Origin of the sequence: Sagittula sp. NFXS13 (assembly GCF_040148795.1) — a bacterium.
Lineage (GTDB): Bacteria > Pseudomonadota > Alphaproteobacteria > Rhodobacterales > Rhodobacteraceae > Sagittula > Sagittula marina.
The window spans coordinates 113,119-135,071 of record NZ_JAGEMH010000010.1 but is presented as its reverse complement, the minus strand read 5'-3'; the positions used below and the strand labels follow the sequence as shown (position 1 = coordinate 135,071).

Here is a 21,953-nt window from a genome sequence, read left to right as displayed (position 1 = left end):
GCTACTCACTTCCAGATGCGGAAACTCCGGAACGTGCGCACTGAAATGGCACTGCACGTCATCGCCTACAACATCAAGCGCGTGATGAACATCATCGGGTCAAGGGCGCTTCTGGAAGGGATCAGACTGTGAAAACGGCCGAATTCCGCCCTGAGCACGAGCAACACGCCCCTCACTGCCGGAAAGCACGCCACCAGAACGCGATCTGAGCCAGAAAGAGCAAGCTCGGCTGAACTCCGGCCCTCCGACGACTACAGCAGTTCCCAGAGGACCCGAGCTTCCGTTTCCACAAAGCCTCGGCCCACTCCTGCCGTTCGAAGCAACCGCGGGTTCAGAACGGCGGCGTCATCGAAGCAGTTATTCGTCCCTGCCGCAGCATTTCCTAGGACCGGAGGTGGGCTGCGCGAGAGTTTCGTGTCATTCGTTGTTCATGCCACATGGGGTAGGTAAACAAAGGTTTTAACAAATGGCAGATAGCTTGGGTCAGAAAAACTTGGGCGTACGTTTGTCAGGCCGCCTCATATGCTCATCGGAGCAGGAGGCGGAGGCTGTTCGTCGGCACCTATCCGAACATATTGACCTCACTCGAGCCGAACCGGGATGTATATCCTTTAATGTTTACCCAACGGAAGACCTTCTGATCTGGACAGTGGAAGAGCATTTCCAAGACCGGGACTCATTCACCTCGCACCAAGAGCGAATTCGGGAGTCCGCATGGGGAGCTGCGACGGCACAAATTGCCAGAGATTACAAAGTTACAGGTCTGGACTAACCACTGGGAATTCGAAGCTGACTTGCGGCAGCGAAGCGAGCGGACGATGAGCCGCTCAGGTCGCCCTTCACTCCGGCCCAAAGTCGACGTTCTTGACTGGCGCCGAGGATGACCGGAGCCAGTCCGTCTTGCCCCTCCCGGTGTTGCCCGCTTCGCCAAGAATTGTGGTCTTCCAAACGGTTTGGTTCGCTGCACAAGCTACGCGTATAGACAGAAATGTAAGAGTGATGATTTCAGGTGCTTTCAACAAGCCAGTCGGGTTGAATTCCGCTCGATTCAATGAACGGCGCTGGCGAAAGCCCGCGGAACAAGCCGTGTTTCTGGATTAGGATGGTACCGAGGCCGGCGGCTGCTCCGCCGAGGACATCCGTGTGGAGAGTGTCGCCGACCATGGCGATGCGGTGTCGGGGAATCCCCGGCAGCCGTTGAAGTGCCGCTTCGAACGCGTTCCAATAGGGTTTGCCGAATAACGACAGCCCACAGGCCGAAGCGATGTCCTGAGCATACCAACCGGGTTCAAGAGACAGGCCGTCATCACGTGGGGCCACGATGTCGGGATTGGCAACGATGACGGGTCTGGCGTGGGTATGCAGGGCTCGCCGAAGGCGCGCATTGTCTTCGTGGCTCCAGCGCGCGGCGGACAGGAACAGGAAACCCGCAGCTGTATTCAGCAGACCCGGTTGAGCAAGCAGATCGGCCACGTAATGACCGGGAGGCAGGTCCGAAAGGTCGTCCTCCCCGTCCGTGATCGCTGCCCAGACTCCGTGGACGTTGGGCAGATGGGCAAATGCCACATCCCGGCTGGAGACGACCTCGTCCAGGCTGAAATCAAAGCCCAGCCGATGGTACTTTGCCAGTACGCCCGACCGCGTATAGCTGGCCGCATTGGTCAGCACCACGAGACGCTTCCCGGCAGCACGCAATCGGGCGATGCGCTCGACCGCGCCGGGGATTGGCGTCTCGCCCCGGTTCAGAACGCCGAAGGCGTCGAGGATGTAGGCATCGTAGTCGTCCTTCGTATCTTCAAGCGTCTGGCCGGTGCGCGACGCCTCAGGGAACTGCGCCTGCGGCAGCATGGGCCGCAGGCGTTCATAGCGTGCAAAGGCCGCTTCGGTCGTAATCATTTCTCGCCCTTACAGGATTTTGCGGCGCAGGAAGGAGGAGACCATCTCGCCGAAGATAACCAGCGAGAGAATGGTCAGCAGCACCATGGAAACCTCCGGCCAGTTGAAGGTGTCGATCGCACCTTGCAGGATCATCCCGATGCCGCCCGCGCCAACGAGCCCCAGCACGGTGCTTTCGCGCAGGTTGATGTCCCAGCGCAGGATCGACACGGCAAAAAAGGCGGGCATGACCTGCGGCACGATGGCGTAGAGCACGATCTTGAACTGGGAGGCGCCGCAGGCCTCGAGTGCCTCGACCGGCTTGCGGTCGATTTCCTCGATGGCTTCGCCAAGCAGTTTGCCGAGAAACCCGATGGAGCGGAACATGATCGCCACGATCCCCGCCACGATGCCAGGGCCGAAGATGGCGACAAACAGCAGCGCCCAGATGATAGTGTTCACCGACCGCGAGGACACGAGGATGAAGCGCCCGAGCCACAGGCAGGTGCGGTTGGGAGTTGTGTTCTGCGCCGCGATGTAGGCCACCGGCAGGGAGACGAAGACCGCGATCAGCGTTGCCAGCGTGGCGATGTTCACCGTCTGCCAGATCGCCTCGAGTATGGAGGGCAGATTGGACGCATCCGGCGGCATCATCCGCCCGAAGAGGTCAGCCATCTGCGCAGGACTGTCCCAGACCCAGGCCCAGATCACGTCGATGCTGCCCAAGGCCCAAGCCACCACGGCGGCGGCGGCGGCAAATCCGCCGTAGCGCATCAGGCGTTGTTTCATGGTGAAGCGTGACCAGCTGTCGCGCCCGCTTAGGGCCTCGGAGAGGGGGCGCGGTTCGGAGAGGTTCAAAGTGTTCATGTGATACGCTTTCGTATGACGCCGCTGACCGCTTCGGAAACGAGGATCACCCCGACGATGACCATGGTGATGGCGAGGGCAAAGTCGTAGTCGTAGCGACCGAAGGCATTGGCGAGCGTCGCTCCTATGCCGCCCGCGCCGACGATGCCAACCACGGCGGAGGCGCGCAGGTTGCTGTCGAGCTGGTAGATGCCAAGGCCCACCAGTCGCGGCATGACCTGTGGCAGCACAGCATAGACCTGCGTGGTGAGGAACCCGGCTCCGGCGGAACGCATGGCCTCGACCTGGCCGAAGTCGATCTCCTCGATCCGCTCGGCCAGCAGCTTGGCGACGAAACCCACGGAGTAGACCACCAGCGTCAGCGCCCCTGCGAAAGGGCCGAAGCCCACGGCCTTGACGAAGATGATGGCAACAATCACCGGGTGAAAGCTGCGCGCGATGATGATAAGCGCACGGCCCAGCAGGTAGATCGGCTTGGGGGCGATATTGCTCGCCGCCATGAATGCGAGCGGGACTGACAGGATGATGCCGCCCACAGTGGCGAGGATGGCGATCTTCAGGCTCTCCATGAAGCCGTCGAAAAGCAGGCCCGCGCGTTCGAAGCTGGGCGGGAAGGCCCCGTTGAAGATGCGCTGCGCCCGGCTCATGCCGTCCGCCACGCGGTCCCAGTCGATGGGCAGCGTGGCGAGGGTGAAGATCACGTAAACCGCAACGCCGATATAGAGAGCGTAGCGCAGGGCAGGGTTGGCGATGAAGGGCGGTTTCCGCCAGACGTCGCGCGGAATGTCCGGTGTTGCGGTCATGCGGCGGCCCCCACCTCGGCGCGGTCCTGTGCGGGGACGCCGGCGTAAATCTTGTCCATCTCGTCGCGCGTCAGGGCATCGGGTTTGTCGTCGAAGATGATCCGGCCATAGCGCATGCCAACGATCCGGTCAGAGAATTCCTTGGCTTCGGTCACATTGTGGATGTTGATGATGACGGGCAGGTTCAACTCCTGCGCGAGGTCGCGCAGAAGCGACATGATCTGCTCGGAGGTCTTGGGGTCGAGCGAGGCGGTGGGTTCGTCTGCAAGCAGGATCTCGGGGCGCTGCATCAGGGCCCGTACCACGCCGACACGCTGACGCTCGCCGCCCGAAAGTTCGTCGGCACGTTTGTCCGCGTAGTGGGCGATGCCCACACGTTCCATCAGCTCGAAGGCGCGGCGGATGTCTTCCTTCGGGTAGCGCCGGGTTAGCGCCGCCCAAGTGGAGATATAGCCCAGCCGCCCGGCCTGCACGTTCTCCATCACGGTCAGCCGATCGATCAGGTTGAAACCCTGAAAGACCATGCCGATGCGGCGCCGTGCGCTACGAAGCTGACGGCGCGACAGCGTGGTGAACTCGGTGCCATTGAGCTCGACGGAACCGGAGGTCGGCTCCACGAGGCGGTTGATACAGCGCAGCAGTGTGGACTTGCCCGCGCCCGATGAGCCGATCACGGAGGTCAACTGTTCGCCTTCGACCGCCAGGTTCAGTTCCTTCAGTACGGGATCGCCGCCGCCGTAGCGCTTTGTCAGGTTTGTGATCTTCAGCATGGAATGCCTCTTTGGGATGGCGCGGCCAGTGCCCTGACCGTGGGGCGGTCGGGCGGTGCGCAGGATCCGGCGCGCGCGGACGCGCACCGGGTTGGCGATGTAATAGGAGGGATCAGTTCCCGGCGAGCCCCTGCGGCGTGTACTCGACGCCGTTGGAGGCCTGGATCTGACGGATCACGGCCCACTGGTCCTTGTAGGTGATGGGCACGAACTTCGACACGCCGTCAAATTCCTCACCCAGCGCGGTGTCCGCGAAGTCAAAGGAGAAGAAGGCTTCCTTCACTTTTTCGGCCAGTGCGGGGTCAAGGTCGTGCGCCATGGTGAAGGACGTCGTGGGGAATGGATCGCTTTCCCAGATCTTGCGCACGTCTGCGGGGTCATAGAGACCGCGTTCGGCCATGCGGTCAACCACCTCGGAGGCGACCGGGGCCGCATCGTAGTCACCGGCGACGACGCCCAGCATCGACTGGTCATGCGAGCCCGAATAGACGACTTCGTAGTCCTTGTCCGGCTCGACCCCAAGGGCCGGGAAAAGTGCGCGCGGCGCCTGGTTGCCGGAGTTCGAGGTTGGCGAAGTATGTGCCACCCGCTTGCCCGCAAGATCCGCGACTTCCTGGATGTCGCTGTCGGCCTGGGTGAAGACCTGCAGTTTGTAGCCGAACTGACCGTCCTCTGCGCCCATGATCGCGAAGGGCACAGCGCCCGCGAGGTTCACAGCGAACGGCGTCGGCCCGGTCGAGAAACCCGCCACATGCAGACGGCCGGAGCGCATCGCCTCGACCTCGGCCGAGTTGGACTGTACGGCAAAGAACTGCACGTCTTTGCCGGTGACCTCCGACAAGTGTTCGATAAACGGCTCCCAGATGTCGGCATAAACCGCCGGATCCTCTACCGGGGTATATGCAAACACAAGCGTATCCGGATCATTCAGCTCCGCCGGATCGGTGGGCGTGTCGGCGACCAGATCGCCGTTGGCGTCGCAATACTGCACGTCGAGCGCGCCGCGTTCGGAGCATTCCTGCGCATGGGCGGCGATGGTGCTGCATGTCAGGATGCCCAGTGCGGTGACCGCACGGGTGATGAATAATGTCATGGTTTCCTCCCTCTGACAGCAGGCGGGGCCGGGCCGCACCTGCATCAATACACACAGGCTAGGCGCGGGGGATGCGGTTTGACGAGGATTGAAGTGTTAATGAAACTCGTGCAGGCGGGTTGAAGTGTTAACAGTGTTACAAAGGGCTGCCCACATCTTGAATTTTCCGGGTTTCTGCGCAACGCCTGAGGTCTGATCGTCGGGGAGGCGGTCTCGCCAGCACGTCGCAGGAGGAGCGTCACATGCAGGCTTCCAGTCTGACACCGGGGACCGGCCCCGTCATCGGCATCGTCGATGACGATGCGCAGGTGCGCGAAACCCTGTCGGAGCTGATGCACGACAGCGGCTTCCGGGCCGTCTGTTGCGCGGATATCGAGGCGTTTCACGCCCTCGGAGATCCACCCCCCGTGGACCTCGTGCTGATCGACCTGCGGCTGCGGGGGGAATCCGGCCTGACGCTGGCCATACATCTGCGGGAACGGCACGAGATCCCCATCGTGATGTTGACCGGTGTGGGGGACGAGATCGACAAGATTATCGGGCTCGAAACCGGCGCGGACGACTACCTCATCAAGCCCTTCAACCCGCGCGAACTGGTGGCGCGCATCCGGGCGGTGCTGCGCCGCTACGGCCATGCCTCGGCCCGACCTGCGTCGGCGGGCAAGCGTCAGATCGCCTTCGGCGAGAAGCGTATCGATCTCGACGCGCGTCGGCTGCTGGACGGGGACGGCGAGGAAGTGCCGCTGACCAACGCGGAATACCGGCTGTTGGAGTTCTTTGCCCGCAACCCGGAGCGCGTCGTCCCGCGCGAAGAGCTGTTGAAGGAACTTGGTGCCGACACCCAGCGATACGTCGACCGCACGGTGGATGTTCTGATCCTGCGCCTGCGCCGCAAGATCGAGCCGGTCCCGGCCAAGCCGGTGCATCTGCAGACCCGTCGGGCGCGGGGCTACGTATTCCACCTGGGAACCGAATGAGCCGTCTGCGCGATCGGTTCCGTGATCTCGGCGTAAGGATCCGGCTCTCAGCGGCGTTGGCGGTGATGTTCGGCCTCATGCTACTGGTCAGTGTGATCGGATTGCGGGTTCTTGACCGCACCGAGGTCTGGATGAACGTGCTGCACCGCGACACGCTGACCGAAGTGGCCGCCGCGATGGACCTCTCCCGTGAGGCCTCGGATCTTGCGACATCGGCGCCCTTCCTGTTCGCGCTTTTCGCGCCCTACCAGTTGGAGCAGGAGGTCGCCAAGGTCATTTCGAACCTTGATCGCGTGCAGCGATCATCGGGGAGCGATCCGGCTCTGGACCTTCCGCTGTCGCGTCTTCGCAGTGCCATCAACGATCTGGCACAGGCGCTTCTGCCGCAAAGCGATCGCCAGGCGGAGCTGAAGGCCATTGATCGCGCGCTCGTTCGGCTCAACACACGCAGCCGGCGTATGGCTCGCGATGAGGTGTTGCCATTGGGGGTGCGCCAGGACTGGAGCGCGCTCCAGCAGTTGACGGCGGTTGCGCTTGATGCTGCGCGAGCAGAGGAATTAATCGAACTGGGTGGATTCAGCCGCGATTTCCAGCGCCAGAGCGCGGCCCTCCAGTCCTTTGCATCAGGGGATCAGCGCCAAACCTTCGACGAGATTTCCGAGGTCGTCCAGCGCGGAGCAGGGCTGTTCGTGCTCAAGCATGGTCAACTGTCGGCGCGACTCGACGCCGAAAATGCCTTGTTTCGCATTCGGCAAGAAACCCGACGTGTCAACGCCTTCGCCGAGACGAAGGTGGTTCAGGCGGAAGACCGACTGTCCCGGGCCCGCGCCGCGACCTCAGACACGCTGGGGTACGCGCGCAATGCCTTTCTCGCGCTGATCCTCTCCAGTCTATTTGTGGCGGTGACCTCCTCGTTCTACGTGTCGCGGTACGTTGCGCGCAATCTCGAACGGATCTCCGGCGCGATGCGACAGCTCGCGTCTGGGAACCTGCGCGTGGACCTACCCGATCCGCCGACGTCGCAGGATGAGATCGGCCAATTGTTCACGGCGTTTGGTGTCTTCCGCGACAACGCCCGAAAACTCGACCGGCGTACAGCACAGATACGTCATCAGAATGCGCTTTTTTCGCGTGTGTTTCAGAACATCAAGGACGGCGTCGCGGTAGAGGCCGAGGACGGTCGTATAATCGCGGAGAATGAGAATCTGCGTCGCCTGCTCCGGCTTCCGCCCGGGTCGGAAGGGAGAACCGATCGCATGAGCGACCTGATTCTAGCCTCTCCTTTTTCGCGATCCGCCGGAGGAGAGGAGCGCGGTGGTTTCGAGGAATACGGCGATACGGATGGCAACGTGATCGAGATCCACTTGTCGCCATTGCCTGACGGCGGCAAAGTCTGGCTGATTTCTGCGACCACCGAACGGAAACGCATTGAGGCCCGGCTGGAAGCAATCCGCCGGGTGGAGGCACTGGGCAAGGTGTCGGGGGAAGTGGCGCATGATTTCGGGAATATCCTTTCGAGCATCTCTGGAAACTTACACTTGCTGGAGCAGGCCGAACCGGAGCGTCGGCGCGATCTGCATAACCGGCTGGGGGCGGCGGTCGACCTGGGAGCCAGCCTGACGGAGCGGCTCTTGGCCTTTGCCCGCAAGCAACATCTCGCGCCGCAAGTGACGGATGTTTCGGAACTGGTAACGGGCATGGCGGATCTTCTGGAGATCACCATACCCGAGCTGATCTCGTTGGTTGTGGATGTGCCGGAGACTCCGGTGACCTGTCTGGTCGACCCGGGCCAACTTGAGAGTGCCATTCTCAATCTATGCATCAATGCCGGGCAGGCCATCGTCGCGACAGGTGTCGGCGCCGGGCAAATAGTGGTGTCGGTGCAGGCCGATGACATGGTCCGGGTCGTGGTGCGTGACACCGGATGCGGTATGTCCGAAGAGGTGTTGCGCCATGCGACGGACCCGTTCTTCACACGGAAGCCGGATGGCAGCGGCACAGGTCTGGGACTTTCGATGGTAGACGGGTTTGTGCATCAGTCCGGGGGTCGGCTTGATATCGAGACGGCAACCCATGGCCAATCACGCGGAACGACGGTTTCGCTGTCGTTCCCGCGGCATGAAGCCCCCGAAGAGACGCCGTCTGGCTGCGGTTCGGTTACGGCGTTGGTTGTCGATGATGATCCGGTGGCGCTCGAACGATCCTGCGAGTGTCTGGAAGCTTTAGGGGCAAAGGTCATGCGATCTGCCTCCTTTGCGGAGGCGGTCGAAGCCTTGAAGGCGCTCGAGCATCTCAACCTGATTTTGACGGACCTTTGGCTCGATGACGGGTACAGTGGGCGGGATCTGATCGTGCAGGCGCGCGGGCTTCTTCCTGAGTGTCATGTCGCGCTGATGTCCACGCGTGGCGCTCCAGCGGATTTGCCTCCGGATGTTGTGTTTGCAGCAAAGCCGGTCACTCAAGACGCCATCCGGGAAATTTATTTAGCTGTTCACGGGGCGAAGCCTGCTTCATATTCTTCTAGTGCCTAGTGCCTAGTGCCTAGTGCCTAGTGCCTAGTGCCTAGTGCCTAGTGCCTAGTGCCTAGTGCCTAGTGCCTAGTGCCTAGTGCCTAGTGCCTAGTGCCTAGTGCCTAGTGCCTAGTGCCTTAAAGTGGCGGATGTGAGAGCAGGAAAATCAACACTTGAAGTTGCTCGGCCTTCGGTGGGGACCGAGAACTGCTTTGTTTTGATTGGAAAAGCGGCGCTGTCAAAACTGGGCTCATGCTTAGAAAGGGCCGTACCGCAGCGCTGGTTGGAGGCCGGTTCGGACCATGGTGGAGATGCCTGTGGCGGCTTTGTTGCACAAATCAGGTGAGGGATTCACTGTGTGAAACCAGCATGATAGCTGGGTGGGATGAGCAGTTGGTCCCCTACGAAATACAAGATCATGAATTGGCCTTCGTACAGCGAGCCATTGATGCGCCATTGGTTCGAGCACAATGGCGAGCGCGCTGAAGCAGAGCGGGTCACTATCGGTCCGGTTCGATCCGGGCATGATCTGGGTGCCGCGTCCCAGTGGTAAGCGCGGGCGACAGTAGCAATTTAGCGATGCTGCGATCCAGACCTGCCTTACGCTGAAAATCCTGTTTGGCCTGCCGTTACGGCAAACCACGGGCTTCGTGGAAAGCCTGTTGAGGCTGATCGGATTGGACTGGTCGGTCCCGGACTACAGCACGCTATGTCGGCGTCAGAAGACTCTGAAAGTCAGCCTTCCGTACCGTGGCGGAACCGACCCGCTGAACCGCTTGATTGATAGCACCGGCATCAAATCCAAGGGTGAAAGCGAATGAAACGCACGCAAGCACGGCGGTCCCAAACGGCGCATCTGGCGCAAGATACACATAGGGATCGACGAAGAAACCCTGGAGGTGCGGGCCGTGGAGGTCACCACCAGCAATGTCGGCCCCTCTCGGCAGCATGCTGCGCATGCGCCTGCCGGGCAATGGATGCCCCGATGCTGCCGGAATTGCTTGCGCAGATCCCACCCGATCAGACCATCGGGTCAGTGACCGCTGACGGGGCGTACGACACGCGCAAATGTCACGATGCGATTGCGGTCCGTGGCGCTCATGCCGTTATTCCACCGCGCAAGAACGCCAAGCCCTGCAAACCCACGAGCGCGGGGGCCATCGCCAGACACGAAGCAGTCAATGCATCGCGATACCTGGGCCGTGCCCTGTGGCGACGGTGGAGCGGATACCACCGTCGAAGCCGTGTCGAAACCAAACCTCTCGGGACATTTCCTGCGGAAATACCCTGCCGGTCAGTGGATGCATTGTGTGAAGCTGCTGGGGCAGAGCCTCATGGCGACGGACTTCGACCGGCAAGTCGCGGAAATCCAGATGCGCGTCGCAGTGCTCAACCGCTACACCGCTCTTGGCATACCTATCACCGAGGCCGCAGGATAAGTCCGTCCGGGGATTGGGGAAGTGCGTTCAGGCCTCAATTTGCGCAACAAAGCTCCGGTACGGCATCCTTTCTGGAGATCCGCTTCCGTATCGAGCCGGGCCAGGAACCGCGAACGAAGCGGAGGTTGGCTCTCCGCCCTCTTTTTCCGCGTTGCTGCAACCGCGCTGTCTTTGAGGCGGAAAATGTCGTTTTTGGTTTCAAGGATTGAGGCACTAAGCGCGATCGGTTCAAGCCCAATGGCCAGTTCCGAGAGGGGGCAGCCGGTCCAGCAATACAGTAGTCATCTTGACGGCGCCGAACACAGTGGCCGACCGCGCTGAAGCTGAGCTCGGTGGTGATGATCACGTTGGTGCGCTTGTAGAACTTGCCCAACAGGTGGATACAGGAGGATCAGGAATTGATCCAAGGATCAATTTTCCCACGACCCAGAGCGCCCTCTGAAGCGCTGAACGACAAGTATCCGAGCTCGTTCAGGTTCACGAGGTCGAGGCGGATGAGGGTCTCCCCGTTTTGTCCGGCTTTTCCCATGGCCTTGTCGGACAGGCACGATCCGCCTGCTTTGATGCTGCATCACAGGCACATCGCCTGTATCGCCCCGGATCTGTCGGAAACCTATAGCTTCATCTTGCGCGACCATATCGAGCACGTCGCGCCGTGCATAGAAGGCCTCTTCCGCCTCTGCTGGCGGGATGTTTCCGATGGGTCCAAGCAGCCGACGGTTGTTGAACCAATCGACCCAGCCGAGGGTTGCCATTTCCAGTTCCTGCATGTTGCGCCACGGTCCTTGGCCCCTCTCGGCGATGCCCGCATCGCATGGCGGGCAATGGATGGACCAATTCGTTTTTGTAGAGACCGTTTATCCTCTCGGTGAGGGCGTTGGCATACGAGTCACCGACACTGCCGACCGACGGTTCAATGCCAGCCTCAGCCAAACGCTCGGTGTATCGAATGGACAAATATTGCTCGTCCCACTGCCCGGCAGGGTATTGCGCAGCAATGCCCGAGAGGGAGACGGTCCAACGTGCAGCGCGCCAGCGAAAAGCCCTCGCGCTTCAACGGGTGCCACGCCTTGCGACCTCCGTAGACCTGATAGGTTTCGTCCCAGATCCGTTTAATCTCGAGCCGAAGCTCTGCGTCACGCTGATGCCGTGCAGAAGCTTTGGAAGGGCCCGCCCGGCACGCAATTTGCTGAGAGGGGGCGCAAAATACGCGCTTGCCTTGCGCAGGATCTCATTCGTCTGGCGCAGCTCGCGAACCTCACATTCAAGCGCTTTGATCCGGTCCCGTTCCTCCGTCGTAACGCCGTCGCGCATGCCACTATCTTTCTCTGCCTGCATCACCCAACCGTGAAGAGCCTGGGATATACAGCCTATCTTCGGTGCAATTGCCGCAATCGCGCCCGCCTGCGTTTCGTAGGAGCCTTGGTGCTCGAACACCAGCCGGACCGCACGCGCGCGGACCTCAGGCGAGTAGCGATTTGCCATTTTGCTTTTCGCCATAACCACCATCCTTACCTAAGTTGATGATCTCCGACAAACCCGGGGCGATTCAGAGAAATCATAACCCAGCTTTACCAGATCCGCGTACATCTGCTTCACTGTCCGCCGCGCTTTGCGCGACATGTATGACTGGATCAAACGCCAAGCTGAAAGCCGATCCGCATACGGGCCCAAACTGCTTGGACACCTGGGCGTCCTTAACTTCGGCTCCACAGTGGCTTCACGCAGGTCCTTTTGAAGGTGTGGCAATAAACCCGTTCGACGGGCGATCTCCTATATTGGCATTTTGCCACGAAATACCCAGCATCTAACAACACTCGAAAATCCCATGCCGATTACTCCAAATCCCCCACCAAAACCATCGGGGCAGTGTTTACATGGGTCAAATCTCAGTGACAATTTATCAGGCTACCGGGTCAGGTCTCAGAAACATTCAACACTATCTTTGAGACCGGGTTTCTGCTTTGACCAAGCGGGTGATCGGTTCGGTCAGAGCAGTGTCCGTTGCCCGGCAATGCATGCATATGTGCGTGATAATGGAGCGAGCTCTGAACGCGGCCGACGATAGGTGTATTCAGCGCTTCAGCCAGTCGGTCAGTCTACTTTTCGACACGTCGTGCAACATGCGACCCGAATGATACAGAAACTTATCTTGTGCTGGGCTTTGTTGGTAAATGGCCTGTGCCCAAAATCTCTGAAACGAAGCCCTCATTGGCTGTGCGGCTTTCGGACATCTCACGACCCGCCGCGCAAAACAACAATGACGAAGACCATAAACAGACCTTTTGCCACGTCGCGACATTGGCAAAATCGCTGACACAGAGCACGTGTGAGTTTGTTTCAAGGCACAGCCAGTTCTCTCAATCCGGCTGGCAAGCCGGCCCCGTGCCGCTGCTCACCAGTAAATACTAGTATGTGGGAGAGGAGGGGCAAAATGGTTCGCCGTTTTGCGACGGAAAAACCGCGCCAATCTTTTCTGGCGCGGTCGTATCCTTTGATATCTTTAAGCGATCCGTCGAAAGGGTCAGTTCGATGGAGCGTCTGCATCCGTCATGTCTGGCTCAGGTCCGACCGAGGCCAGATAAGCCCAGACGTCCAAGGCATCCTGATCATCGCGCAAGCGGTAAGTCATTTTCCCGCGGGCGGACTTGTCATCCAGGTAGTCTTTTAGAAAGGCGGAGGCGTCTTTGACGTAGACGGCAAAATGGTCTTCGTCCCAAGCTAAACCCTGCTCGCCAGCGGCGACCATGTACTTCGAATATCTGAAGCCCTCGACACTGCCGGCAGTGCGACCGACGACACCGTACAGGTTGGGTCCGACCTTGCCACCTTTCTGTATCGCGTTGCCGTCGGCATCCTCGATAACATGGCAGGTCTTGCATTGATTGAATACCTTTTCACCAGCCGCAGGGTCACCTGTTGCGTGGCTTTCGGCCATGGCTATTGTCGACGCGCTCGTTAATGCGATTGCCAGAAAAATCGGTTTCATGGTTGGGTTCCTCTCCTGTGTCCCCGTGGGTTAAGGGTGTAGCGAAAGGGGTGACATTCATCCCCGAAGCGCTACTGTTGCGTTTAGATTTCAGGCGACCTCATGGGCGATAGCGCACTGTTTCCATAGGACTGTCAGCGCCTCGACCAAGCGGTTTAGATCGGCGTCTGTGTGCAGCGGTGAAGGGGTGAAACGCAGGCGCTCCGTGCCCTTTGGGACGGTGGGATAGTTGATCGGCTGCACATAGATGCCGTAGTCATTCATAAGGATATCCGCCAGCATCCGGCATTTCACAGGGTCCTTGATCATCACGGGAATGATGTGGCTGGGGTTGTCCATGTGCGGGATGCCGCGCGCGTTCAGCATCTGGCGCAAGCGGGCCACCTGGCGCTGGTGCAGATCGCGTTCTGTCTGCGACACCTTCAGATGCGCGATTGACGTCTGTGCCGCTGCAGCGACCGCAGGGGGCAGTGCGGTGGTAAAGATGAACCCGCTGGCAAAGGAGCGGATGAAATCGCACAGCGTCCGGGACCCTGAGATATAGCCGCCCATGCATCCGTAGGCCTTGCCCAGGGTGCCTTCGATCAGTGTGATGCGGTCGGCCAGGCCTTCTCGTTCCGAGATGCCACCGCCGCGCGGCCCGTAGAGGCCCACGGCATGGACTTCGTCAAGGTAAGTCATCGCACGGTGCTTTTCCGCAACTTCGACGATTTCCTGCATCGGACAGATGTCGCCGTCCATGGAGTAGACAGACTCGAAGGCCACAATTTTAGGGGCGTTGGCAGGCAGCGCGGCCAGCTTGCGGTCCAGATCCTCGGGGTCGTTGTGTTTCCAGATGACCTTTCTGGCGCGGGAGTGGCGAATGCCTTCGATCATCGAGGCATGGTTCAGCGCGTCCGACACGATGATTGCGTCGGGCAGGCGGCTGCCTAAGGTCGACAGCGCCGCCCAATTGGATACGTAGCCCGAGGTGAACAGCAGGGCTGCCTCTTTGCCATGCAGGTCGGCCAGTTCGGCTTCCAACCGGACGTGGTGGTGGTTGGTGCCTGAAATGTTCCGCGTGCCGCCCGCGCCTGCACCGCATTGGTCGACGGTGTCTTTCATGGTCTGGCGTACGGCTTCGTGCTGGCCCATGCCAAGGTAGTCGTTGGAGCACCAGACCGTCACTTCGTCCGGGGCGTCGTCGTCATAGCTCTTGGCGGTGGGGAACTGCCCACAGCGACGTTCAAGTTCGGCGAAGATGCGATAATTGCCTTCGTCTTTCAGCGCCTTGAGCTGTGCATTGAACAGGCTGTCAAATTCCATGGGGTTCCTCCGGGTGTCTTGATTTTTGTGTCTTCTGGTCGGGCGCGGGCAACATCCAGCGCCACAGTTTCGCGTCCGGCAGCGGCACGACCATGAACCAGTGTTCCAGCAGCGCGAGCGCGGTGATGGATGTCAGCAGGGCAAAGCCGGTGATGTCCTGCAAGGTCTGCGCGGAATAGAGCCGTTCCAGCCAGCAGCCCGCAGCAAGGGTCAGGCCGGTGACGGACAGCGGAAACAGCCAGTTCATCCACTGGATGCGAAAGTGGCTCGACAGGTGCGACAGCGCGCGTGGGACGAATTCCACGTTGATGCGCGGCACCCCCAGATACAGGTTAAGCTTGGCCGAAACGCGGGCGAGGTAAAGCACGGTAAACGTCCACAAACCAAAGGTATTTTCCGCATCATGCCCGTGCAGCCACAACAGGATCAGCATCGTCGTCAGCAGCATCTCATGGTAGGCCAGTGTGCCCCAAGCGCGGATGAAGCGTTCCCATTCCGGCACGTCTTCGGGGCAGGGGTACAGGTTGGGGCCGGTGATGACTCCGGTGAGGAAGGACAGTTCGATCCAGCCCCAGATGGCCAACGCCGCCAGAAAGGCGTGGTAGGCGCTGGCGTGGGTCGTGGCCGACAGCGTGTGTTCAAAGGTCCAGATCCCGAGGACGAGACAAGGCAAGCCGGCGAGGGTTGCCCCCAGCCGGGCACGAAAGTGCGCGCCTTCGGTGCGGCGCACCACGATCAGGATCGCTCCGGTGGAAAACCACCACAGGAACAAGGCAGCCAGCGCGGCGATCCAGGGACTGGTCATGTCAGCCCCCCGCCCACGTAATGCACACGCCCGCCGGAAGCGGCCTGCGCCAGCCCCCGACGGTCAGCGTGATATGTGGGCGCCCCGCACATCAGTAGGCCGGAACCATGCGGGTGGAGTCGGGCACGCGGTGCTTTTTCACCGGAATGGTGAAGAGGCCGACAAAGGCTGTCGCGGCGCGTGCCTGTGCGGACATGCGTCGCGCCATGGCGCCCACACCCTTTGACTGGCGCGCATTGTCCAGATCGGCGTTGGCCTGTTGCAGGCGCTTAAGACCTGCAGCCCAACGCGGGTTGTCGATGTCCAGCGTGATTGGAAAGATCTGTTTGGTCAGGGCGCTGGTTTTCACGAACACTTCATGCCCGTACGCGTCCGGATCGACGCCAAGTGCGGCGTGAAACACCGGCCGCTGGTGATCGCGCACATGCATGGTGGCAAAGACCGCCGTGAGGAAGAACTTGATCCAGAGAACGTTGGTACCGGAGGTCAGCTTGGGATCGGTCTTCATCAGCAGGGCGAAGGCCTCGCCATGGCTGAACTCGTCATTGCACCACTCTTCGAACCATTTGAAGATCGGGTGAAAGCGGTGCTCCGGGTGTTCCTGCAGGTGCCGGAAAATTGTGATATACCGGGCATACCCAATCTTTTCAGACAGATACGTGGCGTAATAGATGAACTTCGGCCTGAAGTAGGTGTACTTCTTGGATTGCGTCAGAAAGCCGAGGTTTACTGCCACGCCGGCCTCGCGCAGAGCATCGTTGATGAAGCCAGCGTGCCGTGCCTCATCACGGGCCATAAGCTGGAACAGCTGGGTGATGTCCTTGTTCTTGCCGCGGCGCTTCATTTCCTTGTACAGCACGCAGCCGGAAAACTCTGCCGTGCAGGACGAAATCAGGAAGTCGATGAATTCCTTGCGCAGGGCGGGTTCCATGCCGTCCCAGTCGACCTTGTCCCAGTCGGCGTTCTTCTTGAAGTGGCCCTTGTTCGGGTCGCTGACCATCTGCGCGATCAGCTTGTCCCAGTCCTCGCGGACCGGGGACACGTCGATGGCGTCCAGCTCGTCAAAGTCGGTGGTGTAAAAGCGCGGCGTCAGCAGGGTGTTCTGCATGGCCACTTCGGTGGCGGCGGTGCTGTCGAACTTGGCCTGTTCTTCCTGAATGGCCAGGCCTTCCTCGACCGTTGTGGCATCGGCCGTGTGGCGGGTGTTCTGCATGTTCATAGCGTCACCTCTTCGGAGAAGGAGAATTCGCACAGCTCCATGACTTCGAAATCGCCGGTGAGGCGGGTCCAAAGCCGTTCCAGCGCCGAGGCGCGCAGGATGGTTGCCTCCCGGTCTTCGCTTACGACTTCGCCGTATGCGGCCATGATCTCGGGCCCATGGACGCGGACTTCGTCGCCCGGATAGACCGTCGCCCCGTTGTTGAACCGCACATGCGCGTGCAGGCTTTCGAAACAGTGTGACACCTCGACGGTGCACGGGGCGCGTTCAACTTCCTTGGTCAGCCATCCCATTTATTGGCCTCCTCTCCTATTGTGCCAAAAGCCGCGCGAAGGCCTTGGCGTTATCCGCACCGAAGCCCATTAAATCGGCGCGCCAGCCTGTGCTGGGGTCGTGAATTTCCAGGCGGCCGGTGTCCTTTTGCAAAAGCAAGACAGGGGCGTCAGGCGCGACGCCGGTCTTCTTGCGTTCATGCAGGAGGACCCGGTAGACACCGGAAATGAATCCGCCCTCTTCGGGCGAAAGGACTGCGATCAGGGTGCCGTCAGGGGCATGGACCCGCGCTGCGCCGGACATGTCGCCGGACAGCACGATCTCGCGTTGGATGATGATTTTGCCCTCGGGGAGGGTTGCGATCAGCGGTTGCCCGGTCACGCGTGCGATCGTCACCACGGTCAGCACCGTCAGGACAAGCGCCAGCATGGCGCGCACCATCATGCGCGGCACGAGGTCCCTGTCGTGAGTCGGCGGAGCGGCGTGGGTGTCGATCTGGGTCATGGCGCGGGTGTTCCTTTATTCAGCGGCAACGGCAGAGGGCTTGGCTGCCGTGCGTCGGGCAATCTGCGGAGTGTTGACGCGGGCCTCGGCGGCCTCGCCCAGCATGTGGGCGATCCTCTCCGCGTCGGGGATACAGCGCAGGGCGGGCTGGGTGCGGCGCAGCACCCAGGGGCGCACATGCGGCCAACACACCAGATAGGACAGGCGGGTGTCGTCGTCGGTGAGATCCAGCGCGATGGTGCCGGTGCCGTCGCGGCGCAGGGCCAGATCAGCGCGGCCGATCTGGCTGAATGGCAGGTTCAGCGTCACCGTCAGCGCCGCCCCGATGCGCATCGCGACGCGGCGGTTGGTGATGGTGTAGACCGTGGCGCGGGCCTGCACGAAACCGACCAGCATGAACATCGCCACCACGATGCCACCCAGGATCAGCAGCGGCATGGAGGCGGCAAAGGCAGTGGCGAAATTGACTTGGTCGATCATTGTGCCAAAGCGCCAAAATGCCAGCACGACAAAGTAGAGAGCCACCCACTTGAGGTTCATCGACTCCTTCGTCAGGGCCCACCAGTCGGGGCGGCCCTGCCACAGGATCTCTTCGCCCTGTGGCGGCAGTTCGGGCAGTCCCTCAACGGGTTCAAAGGCGAAATCATCGTGGTCCGTATGGTGGCTCATGGTGTGGCGCTCCTGTTCTTCTGTCGAGGGATCAGCCGAGCAGGGGCGCTTGGCGCGCCTCGCTGGCATAGAGCATGCCGCCGCCGTAATAGCCCATGATCTTGTCCTCCTCGAGCAAGGTCACCTGGCGCAGCGAGGCATGTTGCGGCACACCGGGGAAGTGCTTGGCAAAGATCAAACGCACCTTGACGTGGGATTTGTGGACGCGGGCGACGGTCATCGGGATCAGGCGTTTTCCGCCTTCATTGATCAGGTCGACTTCGAGGTAGCGGATCAGCTGTTCGGGTTCGTCGATCCACATGTCGCTGATCGTGCCGACCACCTCGTTGTCACCGGCCATCACGGGCAGCCCGCGCGGATCGCGACCTGCCGAGACGTGAAAGCTCTGCCTGGCGCTCATCGGGACGATCTTTGGGTGGCCATGGCCATCGAGCTCCGGCACGTCGCGGCGCGCGACCCATGAGGCGGGGCCGACACCGTCCAGCATAGGGTTGCCGGTCGGCTCGAACGGAAAGCCGTTGCCGGCAGCGGTCTTGGCCATCGGCAGGTTGGGGCGTTCGGCGTTTTGGTCCGAAGGCACGGTGACCGAACCACGGCCGTGCGGCAGGTTGAACGTTTTGTCATCGGGCACCGGAAACAGGCCCTGGTTCGCCGACAGTTTGCCGTCGTCATCCTGCAGCGGATAGCCTTCGCGCATGTTTTCGCGCTGGATGTAAAAGATCAGCAGCGCAAAAAAGACCCAAAAAAGCCAGAGGCTGAGGCTCGCCAGATCGAAATTGCCAAAAAATGGTTCAGTCATGTCCTGTTCCTTTCAAAAGGCGCGGCACTTTCAGGTCGGAAAGTCGGCGAGGCCGATACGGGCCGACTGCGGGTGTTGGGTTTGCGTTGTTGCGGGGCGGCCTGCGCTACGCACCAGCGGGCCAAGCGCCGCCAGCGTCACAAAAAGCAGTCCGATTTCTGTATGATAGACAAAGGAGTATCCGGTGGCGGGGGCATTCAACGCCGCGCCAAGCTGGCCGTGGATCGCCAAGGAGCCGATCCAGTCACGCAGACCGCCGCCCAGGGCGATGGCCAGCCCGGCCCCGGTGGCCTGCGCGGCCCCCCAAGCTCCCAGCGCGAGCCCGTTGCCCGCTGCGCCACGCGTCGGCAGGGTCATCGCCGCGGTCAGCGTCGAGACGGAGAACAGCCCGCCGCCGAAGCCGATCAGCGTGGCCCCGGCAAAGAACAGCGGGGGCGACCCCATCGGCGCGGAAAACACCACGATGGAAAAGGCAAGGATCCCGGCCAGAAGCCCCAAGGCTGCCAGGCGCATGGGGTTGCTCCCCATTGCCAGCTTGCGACCTGCCAAAGCGAACCCGGCCAGCGCACCGACCGACCATGCGGCGGTCAACAACGTGGTCGAGGACACCGACAGGCCGAGGATTTCGCCGCCGTAGGGTTCCAGCAGCACATCCTGCATGTTGAAGGCGATTGTCCCGACAAACACCACAGCCAGCAGCCGCCCTGCTTGGCCGCCAGCGACCAGATCGGCCCATGCGTCCCGGAAGCGGGGGCGCGGGGTTTCACGTTCAGTCCGCGTCATGGGGCGGACCTTTTCCTGTTTCCACAGGGCGATCATGTTCAGGGCGATGCCGACAACGGCGGCCCCTTGCACGACGCGGATCAGCCGCAGAGGCGTGAAATCGCGCAGGAGCCAGCCGATGATGACCGACGACAGCCCCATGCCCACAAGGAACATAACGTACAGCAGCGCCACCACGCGGGGGCGGGTTTCATCGTCGGCCCGGTCTGTCGCCAGGGCCAGACCGGCGGTCTGGGTCATGTGCAGGCCAAGCCCGGTCATCAAGAAGGCCATGGCAGCCAGCACTTCGCCCGCAAAGGGGACATGGTGGACGGTGTCGCCCGACAGCACCAGCAGTGCAAAGGGCATGACCGCCAGTCCGCCCATCTGCCACAGCGATCCGAACCAGAGGTAGGGAATGCGCTTCCAGCCTAGCGCGCTGCGGTGGGTGTCGGAGCGGAACCCGAGCAGCGTGCGAAACGGCGCGATCAGTACTGGAAGGGCAATCATCGCGGCGACGACGATCGCGGCGACTGATAGTTCGACGATCATCACCCGGTTCAGCGTGCCCAGCAGCATCACCGAGGCCATGCCCACAGACACTTGAAACAGCGACAGGCGCAACAGCTGACCCAGTGGCAAGCCTTCGCTGGCGGCATCCGCAAAGGGCAGGAACCGCGTGGTCAACTGTTTGAGATGCGCGGCGCGCAGGATCATGCTGTCAGCTCCATCGCTTGAGAAATGTAGAAGCCGACGCTGACACGATTTAGCGCGGTCAGCGTGCCCGGTGACCCGGCGTCGCAGTGGGAGCGCATAAGTCTGGCGGGCGCATGCGGCACCATGCTGGGTGAGCGGTCCGCGCGCGGGAACATCTGGCCCATGCGCCACATTGCCATCAGCAGCGGCGTGCGCGGCGCGACGGTGAGCACCACATTGTTGTCGGTGCGACGGCCAAGGCGGTCAAGCGCGCGGGTCAGATCGTCCTCGGCGTAGTAGATCAGGCTGTCCATGGCGAGGACGCGGTCGAAGCGGCCCAGATTGTCGGACAGCATGTCGCCCGAGGTGAACCGCACCCGACCGTGCAGGTCGATGGGCAGACGCTTGCGCGCGATCTCCACCAGTGAGGGCGAAATGTCGATCGCCACCACATCGGCCCCGCGTTCGGCCAGCGCCTGTGTCATCTGACCGGCCCCGCAGCCCGCATCCAGAACCCGCGCGCCGCGCAGGTCCTGCGGCAGGCGCGACAGCATCTGTGCGCGCATCTCGTCACGACCGCGCCGCACCGTTTCACGGATCCGACTGACCGGCGCATCGCTGGTCAGGCGTTCCCAGGTGCGGGTCGCTGTCTTGTCGAAATAGGTTTCGACACGGGTCAGAGTGCGCTCGTAGCTCATCAATCGAATCCCAAAAGCTCGAATATATCGCGGTCTTCCATCGGGGCGGGGGCCAGCGGGTCTGTGCCGCGCCACAGGGTTTCCGCCAGCCGGACGTATTCCGCGCGGCAGCGAACGATGTCCTCTTCGTCATCCATGGCGAACAGGGTTTTTTTCTTCAGGCGGGACCGCCGTATGGCGTCCACGTCGGGCATATGTGCGATGCGGTTGAAACCGACGGTGTCGCAGTAGCGGTCCACCTCGTTGGTCTCGCGCGAGCGGTTGGCGATACACCCCGCCAGACGCACCTTGTAGTTCACCGACTTGGCCTGAACTGCGGCGATGATGCGGTTCATGGCGTAGATGCTGTCGAAGTCATTGGCGGTGACGATCACCGCACGGTCGGCATGCTGTAGCGGCGCGGCAAAGCCGCCGCAGACCACATCGCCCAGCACGTCGAAAATCACCACATCGGTGTCTTCGAGCATGTGGTGCTGTTTCAGCAGCTTGACCGTCTGGCCGACAACATAGCCCCCACACCCGGTGCCTGCGGGCGGGCCGCCGGCTTCGACACATTTCACGCCGCCCCAGCCTTCGGTGACAAAATCCTCGGGGCGCAGTTCCTCGGGGTGGAAATCCACCGACTTGAGGATGTCGATCACCGTGGGCTGCAACTGTCCGGTCAGGGTAAAGGTGCTGTCGTGCTTGGGGTCACAGCCGATCTGAAGCACCCGCTTGCCCATCTTGGCAAAGGCTGCGGACAGGTTCGACGAGGTGGTCGATTTACCGATTCCGCCCTTGCCGTAGACCGAAAACACCTTGGCCCCGGTGATCTGTGCCGAAGGATCCTGATGCACCTGCACCGATCCTTCGCCGTCCTGGCCCCGAAGATCGGGGATGTCGTCGCGCGGGCTCATGTTG

General features: G+C 61.3%; 20 protein-coding genes and 3 pseudogenes. 4 read left to right on the top strand and 19 right to left on the bottom strand.

The window, feature by feature from the left end:
- The first annotated feature begins 466 nt into the window (after positions 1 to 466).
- The gene (locus tag J4E08_RS17695) at positions 467 to 772 is read left to right on the top strand and encodes a putative quinol monooxygenase (protein ID WP_349539643.1); all 306 of its coding nucleotides are present in this window, start codon (positions 467 to 469) and stop codon (positions 770 to 772) included.
- Positions 773 to 1,005: 233 nt separating this feature from the next.
- On the opposite strand, the gene J4E08_RS17690 is transcribed toward J4E08_RS17695, so the two are convergent.
- From J4E08_RS17690 to phnD, 5 genes are all read right to left on the bottom strand, one after another.
- On the bottom strand, positions 1,006 to 1,896 hold the full coding sequence (locus J4E08_RS17690; RefSeq protein ID WP_349539642.1) for an HAD-IIA family hydrolase: 891 nt from the start codon (positions 1,894 to 1,896) through the stop codon (positions 1,006 to 1,008).
- Positions 1,897 to 1,905: 9 nt separating this feature from the next.
- On the bottom strand, positions 1,906 to 2,742 hold the full coding sequence (phnE, locus tag J4E08_RS17685) for a phosphonate ABC transporter, permease protein PhnE (RefSeq protein ID WP_349539641.1): 837 nt from the start codon (positions 2,740 to 2,742) through the stop codon (positions 1,906 to 1,908).
- Positions 2,739 to 3,545, bottom strand: coding sequence for a phosphonate ABC transporter, permease protein PhnE (gene phnE / locus J4E08_RS17680; protein ID WP_349539640.1), 807 nt, complete (start codon positions 3,543 to 3,545; stop codon positions 2,739 to 2,741). The genes phnE (J4E08_RS17685) and phnE (J4E08_RS17680) overlap by 4 nt, the downstream gene beginning before the upstream one ends.
- On the bottom strand, positions 3,542 to 4,315 hold the full coding sequence (gene phnC / locus J4E08_RS17675) for a phosphonate ABC transporter ATP-binding protein (RefSeq protein ID WP_349539639.1): 774 nt from the start codon (positions 4,313 to 4,315) through the stop codon (positions 3,542 to 3,544). Before phnC ends, phnE (J4E08_RS17680) begins: the two co-directional genes overlap by 4 nt.
- Before the next feature lie 112 nt (positions 4,316 to 4,427).
- A complete protein-coding gene (gene phnD / locus J4E08_RS17670) occupies positions 4,428 to 5,408 on the bottom strand; it encodes a phosphate/phosphite/phosphonate ABC transporter substrate-binding protein (RefSeq protein WP_349539638.1) in 981 nt (326 codons plus the stop codon).
- Positions 5,409 to 5,650: 242 nt separating this feature from the next.
- Here phnD and J4E08_RS17665 point away from each other — a divergent pair, with 242 nt between their 5' ends.
- From J4E08_RS17665 to J4E08_RS17655, 3 genes and pseudogenes are all read left to right on the top strand, one after another.
- Complete coding sequence (locus tag J4E08_RS17665) at positions 5,651 to 6,385, top strand: winged helix-turn-helix domain-containing protein (RefSeq protein WP_183968726.1); 735 nt, start codon at positions 5,651 to 5,653, stop codon at positions 6,383 to 6,385.
- Complete coding sequence (locus J4E08_RS17660; protein ID WP_349539637.1) at positions 6,382 to 8,916, top strand: ATP-binding protein; 2,535 nt, start codon at positions 6,382 to 6,384, stop codon at positions 8,914 to 8,916. The genes J4E08_RS17665 and J4E08_RS17660 overlap by 4 nt, the downstream gene beginning before the upstream one ends.
- Positions 8,917 to 9,280: 364 nt before the next feature.
- Positions 9,281 to 10,334, top strand: a pseudogene (locus J4E08_RS17655) (IS5 family transposase).
- 656 nt (positions 10,335 to 10,990) lie between these two features.
- Here J4E08_RS17655 and J4E08_RS24595 read toward each other — a convergent pair.
- The 14 genes and pseudogenes from J4E08_RS24595 to bchL form a co-directional block, all read right to left on the bottom strand.
- Positions 10,991 to 11,297: pseudogene (locus J4E08_RS24595) on the bottom strand (integrase core domain-containing protein); the annotation flags it as partial.
- Positions 11,260 to 11,442 (bottom strand): hypothetical protein, encoded by a 183-nt coding sequence (locus J4E08_RS24590; RefSeq protein ID WP_502949295.1) that lies wholly within the window; start codon positions 11,440 to 11,442, stop codon positions 11,260 to 11,262. The pseudogene J4E08_RS24595 and the gene J4E08_RS24590, both read right to left, overlap by 38 nt.
- Positions 11,443 to 11,531: 89 nt before the next feature.
- Positions 11,532 to 11,819, bottom strand: a pseudogene (locus tag J4E08_RS24585) (transposase); the annotation flags it as partial.
- 1,039 nt (positions 11,820 to 12,858) lie between these two features.
- Entirely contained in the window at positions 12,859 to 13,323 is a 465-nt protein-coding gene (locus J4E08_RS17640) for a c-type cytochrome (protein ID WP_183969540.1), read from the bottom strand.
- Between the two features lie 90 nt (positions 13,324 to 13,413).
- Complete coding sequence (gene hemA / locus J4E08_RS17635) at positions 13,414 to 14,628, bottom strand: 5-aminolevulinate synthase (protein WP_349539636.1); 1,215 nt, start codon at positions 14,626 to 14,628, stop codon at positions 13,414 to 13,416.
- Positions 14,618 to 15,433 carry a putative photosynthetic complex assembly protein PuhE gene (puhE, locus tag J4E08_RS17630; protein WP_349539635.1) on the bottom strand — a complete coding sequence of 272 codons (816 nt, stop codon included), beginning with the start codon at positions 15,431 to 15,433 and terminating at the stop codon, positions 14,618 to 14,620. The genes hemA and puhE overlap by 11 nt, the downstream gene beginning before the upstream one ends.
- A gap of 91 nt (positions 15,434 to 15,524) precedes the next feature.
- Positions 15,525 to 16,652 (bottom strand): magnesium-protoporphyrin IX monomethyl ester (oxidative) cyclase, encoded by a 1,128-nt coding sequence (gene acsF, locus J4E08_RS17625; protein ID WP_349539634.1) that lies wholly within the window; start codon positions 16,650 to 16,652, stop codon positions 15,525 to 15,527.
- Complete coding sequence (locus tag J4E08_RS17620) at positions 16,649 to 16,945, bottom strand: O2-dependent cyclase accessory protein (protein WP_349539633.1); 297 nt, start codon at positions 16,943 to 16,945, stop codon at positions 16,649 to 16,651. Before J4E08_RS17620 ends, acsF begins: the two co-directional genes overlap by 4 nt.
- Before the next feature lie 16 nt (positions 16,946 to 16,961).
- Entirely contained in the window at positions 16,962 to 17,429 is a 468-nt protein-coding gene (gene puhC / locus J4E08_RS17615) for a photosynthetic complex assembly protein PuhC (RefSeq protein ID WP_349539632.1), read from the bottom strand.
- 15 nt (positions 17,430 to 17,444) lie between these two features.
- A complete protein-coding gene (gene puhB / locus J4E08_RS17610) occupies positions 17,445 to 18,098 on the bottom strand; it encodes a photosynthetic complex putative assembly protein PuhB (protein WP_349539631.1) in 654 nt (217 codons plus the stop codon).
- A 31-nt stretch (positions 18,099 to 18,129) separates the two neighbouring features.
- Positions 18,130 to 18,897 carry a photosynthetic reaction center subunit H gene (gene puhA, locus J4E08_RS17605; protein ID WP_349539630.1) on the bottom strand — a complete coding sequence of 256 codons (768 nt, stop codon included), beginning with the start codon at positions 18,895 to 18,897 and terminating at the stop codon, positions 18,130 to 18,132.
- A gap of 30 nt (positions 18,898 to 18,927) precedes the next feature.
- A complete protein-coding gene (locus tag J4E08_RS17600) occupies positions 18,928 to 20,376 on the bottom strand; it encodes a PucC family protein (protein ID WP_349539629.1) in 1,449 nt (482 codons plus the stop codon).
- Entirely contained in the window at positions 20,373 to 21,053 is a 681-nt protein-coding gene (bchM, locus tag J4E08_RS17595) for a magnesium protoporphyrin IX methyltransferase (RefSeq protein WP_349539628.1), read from the bottom strand. Before bchM ends, J4E08_RS17600 begins: the two co-directional genes overlap by 4 nt.
- A complete protein-coding gene (gene bchL / locus J4E08_RS17590; RefSeq protein WP_349539627.1) occupies positions 21,053 to 21,949 on the bottom strand; it encodes a ferredoxin:protochlorophyllide reductase (ATP-dependent) iron-sulfur ATP-binding protein in 897 nt (298 codons plus the stop codon). The genes bchM and bchL overlap by 1 nt, the downstream gene beginning before the upstream one ends.
- Between the last annotated feature and the right edge of the window lie 4 nt (positions 21,950 to 21,953).

Coding starts and splice junctions, on each gene's coding strand:
- J4E08_RS17620 (WP_349539633.1), bottom strand. CDS start 16,945: ATGGGATGGCTGACCAAGGAAGTTGAACGCGCCCCGTGCACCGTCGAG.
- J4E08_RS17690 (WP_349539642.1), bottom strand. CDS start 1,896: ATGATTACGACCGAAGCGGCCTTTGCACGCTATGAACGCCTGCGGCCC.
- phnD (WP_349539638.1), bottom strand. CDS start 5,408: ATGACATTATTCATCACCCGTGCGGTCACCGCACTGGGCATCCTGACA.
- puhC (WP_349539632.1), bottom strand. CDS start 17,429: ATGACCCAGATCGACACCCACGCCGCTCCGCCGACTCACGACAGGGAC.
- puhA (WP_349539630.1), bottom strand. CDS start 18,897: ATGACTGAACCATTTTTTGGCAATTTCGATCTGGCGAGCCTCAGCCTC.
- phnE (WP_349539640.1), bottom strand. CDS start 3,545: ATGACCGCAACACCGGACATTCCGCGCGACGTCTGGCGGAAACCGCCC.
- phnE (WP_349539641.1), bottom strand. CDS start 2,742: ATGAACACTTTGAACCTCTCCGAACCGCGCCCCCTCTCCGAGGCCCTA.
- J4E08_RS17695 (WP_349539643.1), top strand. CDS start 467: ATGGCAGATAGCTTGGGTCAGAAAAACTTGGGCGTACGTTTGTCAGGC.
- J4E08_RS17600 (WP_349539629.1), bottom strand. CDS start 20,376: ATGATCCTGCGCGCCGCGCATCTCAAACAGTTGACCACGCGGTTCCTG.
- puhE (WP_349539635.1), bottom strand. CDS start 15,433: ATGACCAGTCCCTGGATCGCCGCGCTGGCTGCCTTGTTCCTGTGGTGG.
- puhB (WP_349539631.1), bottom strand. CDS start 18,098: ATGAGCCACCATACGGACCACGATGATTTCGCCTTTGAACCCGTTGAG.
- phnC (WP_349539639.1), bottom strand. CDS start 4,315: ATGCTGAAGATCACAAACCTGACAAAGCGCTACGGCGGCGGCGATCCC.
- bchM (WP_349539628.1), bottom strand. CDS start 21,053: ATGAGCTACGAGCGCACTCTGACCCGTGTCGAAACCTATTTCGACAAG.
- J4E08_RS17665 (WP_183968726.1), top strand. CDS start 5,651: ATGCAGGCTTCCAGTCTGACACCGGGGACCGGCCCCGTCATCGGCATC.
- bchL (WP_349539627.1), bottom strand. CDS start 21,949: ATGAGCCCGCGCGACGACATCCCCGATCTTCGGGGCCAGGACGGCGAA.
- J4E08_RS17640 (WP_183969540.1), bottom strand. CDS start 13,323: ATGAAACCGATTTTTCTGGCAATCGCATTAACGAGCGCGTCGACAATA.
- acsF (WP_349539634.1), bottom strand. CDS start 16,652: ATGAACATGCAGAACACCCGCCACACGGCCGATGCCACAACGGTCGAG.
- hemA (WP_349539636.1), bottom strand. CDS start 14,628: ATGGAATTTGACAGCCTGTTCAATGCACAGCTCAAGGCGCTGAAAGAC.
- J4E08_RS17660 (WP_349539637.1), top strand. CDS start 6,382: ATGAGCCGTCTGCGCGATCGGTTCCGTGATCTCGGCGTAAGGATCCGG.